Below are 6,521 nucleotides of genomic sequence, written 5' to 3'. Positions count from 1 at the left end.
GGGTGGCGGCACGGCACGCGGAACCCTGCGGTTGCAGACGGCCGACGCCACCGGCCTACCGCGGTTCGCGCTGTCGGTGCTGCCGCCGGTGCCGCCCGGCCCCGGCCAGTCGATCACGCTGCCGACGGCCGACTTCACCGCGGCCGCCAGGGAGGCGCGCAAGCAGGAGGAGCTGGCGATCGCCCTGCGCGACCGGGGCGTCCGCGACGCCGACGCCAAGGCGCTGGCCGAGATGATCGGCGACATCGTCAACCGCGGCCAGTACGGCAGCGCGGTCCGCGACAAGTGGGGCCGCCGCGTCCGCGCCAACCGAGTGCTCAGCTTCTTCGACACCGCCGACGGCCGCTACGTCCAGATCCGCCGCGCCGAGGAAGGCACCGAACCCTGGACCACCATCTCCCCGGTCGACCACCGCCGCCTGCTCCAACACCTGACAACCCTCCACGAGGAACAACTCCCCTGACCCCCGCGTGTCCAACACCCAGAACCCGCGTGTCCAACCCGGAGGACGGCTGAGTTCAACAAATCCGGTCAGGGCCGCCGGCCGGATTTGTTGAACTCGCGGGTCAGTTGGGTTGGACACGCGGGTCAGATCGGTTGGACACGCGGGTCAGTCGAGGTCGTCGTGGCGCATCAGGCGGCGGGCGGCTTCGACGATGGAGCCGGACAGGGACGGGTAGACCGAGAACGTGTGGGTCAGGTGTTCCACCGTGAGCTGGTTCTGGACGGCCAGGGCGATCGGGAGGATCAGCTCGCTCGCGGTCGGGGCCACCACCACGCCGCCGACGACCACGCCCGTCGCCGGCCGGCAGAACAGCTTCACGAAGCCGCGGTGCAGGCCCTCCATCTTGGCGCGGGCGTTCGTGGCCAGCGGGAGCATGATCGTGCGGGCCGGGACCTCGCCGGAGTCGATCGACTGCTGCGAGATGCCGACCGTCGCGATCTCCGGGTGGGTGAAGACGTTCGCCGCGACCGTCTTCAGCTTGATCGGCGCCACGCCCTCGCCCAGCGCGTGCCACATGGCGATCCGGCCCTGCATCGCGGCCACCGACGCCAGCATCAGCAGACCGGTGCAGTCACCCGCCGCGTAGACGCCGGGCACCGACGTCCGCGACACCCGGTCCACGGACACGAACCCGCCGGGCCCGGTCTTCAGGCCCACCTTCTCCAGCCCCAGGTCAACTGTATTGGGAACGGAGCCGACGGTCATCAGCGCGTGCGAGGCCTCGACCTTGTCACCGGACTCCAGGTGCACGATCACACCGTCCCGCGTCCGCTCCACCCCCGTGGCACGCGCGTACTTGACGATCTCGGTCCCGCGTGCCGCGTACGCGTCCTCCAGCACCGCGGCCGCGTCGGCGTCCTCGTGCGGGAGCACCCGGTCGCGGCTGGAGATGAGCGTGACCCGCACCCCCATCTCGGTGTACGCGGACACGAACTCCGCACCCGTGACCCCGGACCCGACGACCACCAGGTGCGACGGCAGCTCCGGCAGGTCGTAGATCTGCCGCCAGTCGAGGATCCGCTCCCCGTCCGGCTCGGCACCCGGCAACACGCGCGGGGTGGCGCCGGTCGCGATCAGGACGACGTCGGCCTCCAGCACCTCCTCGGTGCCGTCGTGCACGAGCGCGCGGACCTTGTGCGCGGCCAGCCCGGGCTGGGAGTCGCAGAACCGCGCGACGCCGTGGACGACCCGCACACCCTCGCGCTGCACCCGGTTCCGCACGTCCGCGGACTGGGCGAGCGCGAGCCCCCGCACCCGGCTGTGCACGGCCGGCAGGTCGACCATCGGCAGCTCGTCCTCGACGCGAATGCCCAGCTCATCGGCGTTGTGGAAGTTCGCCCGGGCCCCCGCCGAGGCGATGAACGTCTTGGACGGCACGCAGTCGTACAGCACGCAGGCGCCGCCGAGCCCGTCGCGTTCGACGATCGTGACGTCGGCGCCGTGCTGGGCGGCCACCAGCGCCGCCTCGTATCCGGCCGGGCCGCCGCCCATGATCACGATCCGGGTCACCGTGGAGTCCCCTCTCCTCTTCACCAGCGGTTCGCGACAAACGGTACGCGGCGTGGCGTGCCCGTCCGACAGCGCATGATCCGGCGTATCGCTACGCTGTCGCTCGTGCCGCTCTACGCCGCCTACGGGTCCAACATGGATCCCGCTCAGATGATGGAGCGAGCGCCGCATTCCCCGATGGCGGGTACCGGCTGGCTCGTTGGTTGGCGCCTGACCTTCGGCGGGGAGGACCTCGGCTGGGAGGGCGCTCTCGCCACGATCGTCGAGGACCCGGACTCGCAGGTGTTCGTGGTGCTCTACGACGTCACGCCGGAGGACGAGACCCGCCTGGACCGGTGGGAGGGCTCGGAGCTGGGCCTGCACTCGAAGATCAGGCTCCGGGTCCAGACCCTGGAGGGCTCGGTGCTCGCCTGGCTGTACGTGCTCGACGCGTACGAGGGCGGGCTGCCGTCCGCCCGCTACCTCGGCGTGGTGTCCGACGCCGCCGAGGCCGCCGGCGCGCCCGCCGACTACGTGGCCGACCTGCGCACCCGGCCGTGCCAGGGCATCGGGCCATAGGGAATTCACAGCAACGCTGAAGTCACCCCACAGCCTCGACGACCAGGCTCTCGGCGACAGCCGAAGAGACGAGGGAGTCAGGGTGGGCAGAACACGACGCCGGCTGCTGGTGGTCGCCGGCGTGGTCGTGGTCGCCGCGGGCGGGTTCGCGACGTGGTTGGTGCTCAGGCCGGCTGAGGCGAGCACGCAGCCGGTGATCGCCACGGCGACGGTGGGGACGCAGCGGCAGACGGTCTCGGCGAGCGGGACGATCGAACCGGCCGAGCAGGCCGACCTGAACTTCGCGGTCAGCGGCGAGGTCACCGAGGTCCTGGTCAAGGAAGGCGACCAGGTCACGGCCGGGCAAACGCTTGCGACCGTGGACGACACACTGCTTTCGGCCCAGCTGACCGCGGCGCAGGCCGCGCTGGACGCCGCCGAGGAGAAGGCGTCCTCCGACGACGCCTCCGTGGTGTCCGCCGAGGCCGACGTGACCGCCGCGCAGGAGGCGCTCGACAACGCGTCGCTGAAGTCCACGATCGCCGGCACGGTCGTCACGGTCGGGCTCAAGGTCGGCGACCGGGTGGGCGACGGCGCGAGCAGCGGGTCGAACAACGGGTCGAACAACGGGTCGAACAACGGGTCGAGCAACGGGTCGAGCAACGGGGCCTCCGGCGGGAACGACAACTCCAGCGGTGCCGCGTTCACGGTCGTCTCGACGAACCGGTTCGTGGTGGACGCGAAGGTCGGCGCCGAGGACGTGGCCAAGGTCAAGCAGGGCATGGCCGCGGAGGTCACGGCCACCGGGAGCAACGAGCCGGTCGAGGGCACGGTCCAGACGGTCGGGCTGGTGGCGAGCGCCGACGACTCCGGCGCGGCGACGTTCCCGGTGACCGTCGACGTCACCGGTGAGCGGACCGACATCTACGCGGGCTCGTCGGCGACCGTGGCGGTCGTGGTCGAGGAGCGGCAGAACGTGCTCACCGTGCCGGCCATGGCCCTGCACACCTCGGGCAGGACCACCTACGTCGACAAGATGGTCGACGGCAAGGCGGTGCGGACGAACGTCAAGGTCGGCGACACGTTCGGCGCGCAGACCGAGATCACGTCCGGCCTCAGGGAGGGCGACCAGGTCGAGGTGGCCGTGGTCGCGCCGAGCGGCGGCACCGGCGGGACCAACGGCCGGAACGGGAACAACGTGTTCCCGGGCGGCGGGAACTTCCCCAATGGTGGCGGCGACTTCCGGCCCGGCCGCTTCCAGAGCGGCGGTAACTGACGTGAGCGCCATCATCGAGATGACCGACGTGCGCAAGACGTACGCCACCGGCACGGTCGAGGTCGATGCGCTGCGGGGCGTGTCACTGCGGATCGAACAGGGCGAGTACGTGGCGGTCGCCGGGCCGTCCGGGTCCGGGAAGTCCACGCTCATGCACATCATCGGGTGCCTGGACCTGCCGACGTCCGGGGACTACGTGCTGGCCGGCGGGCGGGTGACCGAGCTGTCCGAGACGCACCTGGCCGACATCCGCAACCGGCGGATCGGGTTCGTGTTCCAGCAGTTCAACCTGCTGCCGAGCATGACGGCGTGCCGGAACGTGGAGCTGCCGCTGGCCTACGCGGGCGTGCCGCCGGCCGAGCGGCGGGCGCGGGCGGAGGAGGCGCTGGCCCGGGTGGGCCTGTCCGACCGGCTGAAGCACCGGCCGGGTGAGCTGTCCGGCGGGCAGCAGCAGCGGGTGGCGGTGGCACGGGCGCTGGTGACCGACCCGGCCCTGATCCTGGCCGACGAGCCGACCGGCAACCTGGACTCGACGGCGTCGGCGGACGTACTCGCCCTGCTGGACGAGCTGCACGGCGTGGGCCGCACGATCGTCCTGATCACCCACGAGGCGGACGTGGCCCGCCGGGCGGACCGATCCGTCCTGATCAGAGACGGACAGCTGGCCTCATGAACTCGCGCGCGCGATGGCCAGCCCCCACCCTGTCCCGGGGGCGTCCCGCCTTGCCAGTCTACCGGCAGGGGCCGACATTCCCGGGTTGTTACCGGCTGGTTGTGGATAGCTCGATCGCTGTGGACAACTCGGAAGACAGGGCTTCATGAACTGGCGGGACACCTTCGCGAGTGGTCTCGAGGCCATTCGTGCGCATCGGTTGCGGTCGGTGCTGACCATGTTGGGCATCGTCATCGGGATCTCGTCGGTGATCCTGACCGTTGGGCTGGGGTTGGGGGCGCAGGCCAGGGTCGCGGACCAGATCGACGCGTTGGGCAGCAACCTGCTGATCATCTCGCCGGGGAGCAGCACGTCCTCCTCCGGGCAGCGGGGTGGGTTCGGCTCGGCGTCGACGCTCACGTTGTCCGACGCCACTGCCGTCACCGACGACTCGGCCGCCCCGGATGTCGCGGCCGTGGCGCCGGTGGTCTCCGCACAGGCGGCACTGGTCGCCGGGACGACCAACTGGACCTCCAGCCTCGTCGGCACCACCACGTCGTGGCTGCCGGTCCGCAACCGCACGCTGTCGGCGGGCCGGTTCTTCACCGACGGGGAGTCGAACGTGGTGGTGCTGGGGCCGGACACGGCGAGCGAGCTGTTCGGCCGGCGCGAGGCCGTCGGCCGATCGGTCTCGGTCGCCGGGCGGCCGATGACGGTGATCGGGGTGCTGGCGTCGTCCGGCGCGTCGTCGTCCTCGGCGAGTGACGACGACCTGACGTTGATGCCGCTGTCCGTGGCGCGCTCGCTGACCGGGACGGCGTCCGCGTCGGTCTCGACGATCTACGTGCAGGCGTCCTCCGAGGACACGCTGAGCGCCGCCTACCAGGAGATCGACGCGTTGCTGCGAAACCTGCACGGCGACACGGACTTCAGCATCGCGTCCCAGCAGTCACTGCTGGAGACGGCGAACGCGACCAACGAGACGCTGACGATACTGCTCGGCGGGGTCGCCGCGATCTCGTTGCTGGTCGGGGGGATCGGGGTCATGAACATCATGCTGGTCGCGGTCACCGAGCGGGTCCGGGAGATCGGGCTGCGCAAGGCGCTGGGGGCGACGCCGAGCGCGATCCGGCGGCAGTTCCTGGTGGAGGCCGGTGTGCTGGGCGTGTGCGGCGGACTGCTGGGGGCGGTGCTGGGCGTTGCCGGGGCGTTCGTGCTGCCACGGCTGATCGACCAGCCGGTGAGTGTCTCTCCCGTCGCGATCGCCGGGGCCATCGGGGTTTCCCTGGCGATCGGCATTGGTTTCGGCGTTTACCCGGCCACGAGGGCCGCGCGGCTCACGCCCATCGACGCGTTGCGGAGTGAATGATGAGGAAGCTGGCATGGGTGGTGGCCGGCGTTGTCGTCGCCGGCGCGGGTTTCGCGGTGGTCTCGGTGGCCGGCGCGGACTCCGGCGGCCACTACCGGGTCGCGACGGTGTCGACGGGTGACGTGGCGCAGACGGTGTCCGTCAGTGGGACCGTCGATCGAGTGAATCGCGCGGACGTCTCCTTCGGTACGTCCGGTGCGCTGGCGAACCTGGCGGTGGTGGTCGGGGACTCGGTGTCGGCCGGCCAGGAGCTGGGCTCGTTGGACACGGCGTCCCTGCAGGCGGCGGTGGACAAGGCGCAGTCGGACGTCGACCAGGCGGAGGCCAACCTGGACTCGGCGTCGAACGCGGTCAAGCAGGCCGCGAACTCGTCGGACTCCTCGGGTTCCTCGAACTCGTCGAACTCGTCGAACTCCTCAGGGTCCGGGGACGACCGCACCAGGTCCGCTGACTCGTCCGCCACGCTCGGCCCGCTGGTGCAGGCGGTGAAGGACGCCCAGTCGGCGGCGTCGGCGGCGCTGAAGACGGCGTCGGACGCGGTGGCCGCACAGACGACGGCGTGCGCGGACCCGGCGTCGGCGGCGTGCGCGGCGGCGGGCACGGCCACCCAGACGGCACAGCAGGCCGTGAAGACCGCACAGGACACGTTGCAGGGCAAGCTCGACGCGTTGTC

At 71.2% G+C, this 6,521-nt stretch carries 7 protein-coding genes; 6 read left to right on the top strand and 1 reads right to left on the bottom strand.

The features are described 5' to 3' along the window. Positions 1-463 (top strand): ESX secretion-associated protein EspG (locus ACJ73U_RS31590; protein WP_407781389.1); only part of this gene is annotated, 463 nt, incomplete at its 5' end. Between the two features lie 147 nt (positions 464-610). Here the strand turns inward: ACJ73U_RS31590 and ACJ73U_RS31585 are convergent. Continuing rightward, complete coding sequence (locus ACJ73U_RS31585) at positions 611-2,014, bottom strand: NAD(P)H-quinone dehydrogenase (protein WP_407781388.1); 1,404 nt, start codon at positions 2,012-2,014, stop codon at positions 611-613. A 105-nt stretch (positions 2,015-2,119) separates the two neighbouring features. Here ACJ73U_RS31585 and ACJ73U_RS31580 point away from each other — a divergent pair, with 105 nt between their 5' ends. The 5 genes from ACJ73U_RS31580 to ACJ73U_RS31560 form a co-directional block, all read left to right on the top strand. Further along, on the top strand, positions 2,120-2,572 hold the full coding sequence (locus ACJ73U_RS31580; protein WP_407781387.1) for a gamma-glutamylcyclotransferase: 453 nt from the start codon (positions 2,120-2,122) through the stop codon (positions 2,570-2,572). A gap of 82 nt (positions 2,573-2,654) precedes the next feature. Continuing rightward, entirely contained in the window at positions 2,655-3,827 is a 1,173-nt protein-coding gene (locus tag ACJ73U_RS31575; protein ID WP_407781386.1) for an efflux RND transporter periplasmic adaptor subunit, read from the top strand. 1 nt (position 3,828) lies between these two features. Continuing rightward, positions 3,829-4,500: an ABC transporter ATP-binding protein gene (locus ACJ73U_RS31570; protein ID WP_407781385.1), complete on the top strand. Its 672-nt coding sequence runs from the start codon at positions 3,829-3,831 to the stop codon at positions 4,498-4,500. A gap of 145 nt (positions 4,501-4,645) precedes the next feature. Next, a complete protein-coding gene (locus ACJ73U_RS31565; RefSeq protein WP_407781384.1) occupies positions 4,646-5,848 on the top strand; it encodes an ABC transporter permease in 1,203 nt (400 codons plus the stop codon). Then, positions 5,848-6,521, top strand: a 674-nt coding sequence (locus ACJ73U_RS31560) for a biotin/lipoyl-binding protein (RefSeq protein ID WP_407781383.1), incomplete at its 3' end; no start/stop codon positions are given. The genes ACJ73U_RS31565 and ACJ73U_RS31560, both read left to right, overlap by 1 nt.

The sequence above is a fragment of the Actinophytocola sp. genome, from assembly GCF_045807065.1.
Taxonomy (GTDB): Bacteria; Actinomycetota; Actinomycetes; order Mycobacteriales; family Pseudonocardiaceae; genus Actinophytocola.
The sequence above is the reverse complement of the archived record's forward strand: the minus strand, read 5'-3'. Positions and strand labels throughout refer to the sequence as shown.